Annotated in this window: 1 protein-coding gene; it reads right to left on the minus strand. The window is 61.0% G+C overall.

What is annotated here, in order from left to right; genetic code table 11:
* Positions 1–510, minus strand: a 510-nt coding sequence (locus tag ABN028_RS35755) for an ABC transporter substrate-binding protein (RefSeq protein ID WP_349699676.1), incomplete at both ends; no start/stop codon positions are given.

Below are 510 nucleotides of genomic sequence, written 5' to 3' on the forward strand. Positions count from 1 at the left end.
GCACGCCGAAGAACGAGTACGGCGGGTTGGTCGGCAGATAGTTGTAGGGGTTGGCCAGGATGACCGCGTCCAGCCCACCCTCGCCCTGCCAGACCGCGGCGTCATGGCTGTTGGCTTCGCCGCGGGTTACGGCCAGTTCGGCGCTGACGCTGTTGACCTTGGCGTCGATGCCAACGTCCTTCCAGTTGCCGACGACAAGCTGCATCGTGTCGACCCAGACGGTGATGTCGCTGCGTACGTCGACCTGAAAAGTAATCGGCTTGCCGTCAGGGCCGAGTCGAGTCCCATCTGCGTTCTTCCTGGGGTACGCCTTGTCCAGGTACTCATTCGCCTGGTCCACGTCGTAGTCGAGGTACTGGGTCGCCATCTGTTCGTCGTAATAGGTGGATTCCTTTCGCGGCGCGATCTGCCACGGTTCGGCCTGCCGCTGCATCACCGCGTTGATGATGTCCTTTCGGTTGATCGCGTACGACAGTCCGATGCGGAAGTCCTTGTTGTTGATGATCTCCC

This window comes from Actinopolymorpha sp. B17G11 (genome assembly GCF_040196095.1).
Taxonomy (GTDB): domain Bacteria; phylum Actinomycetota; class Actinomycetes; order Propionibacteriales; family Actinopolymorphaceae; genus Thermasporomyces.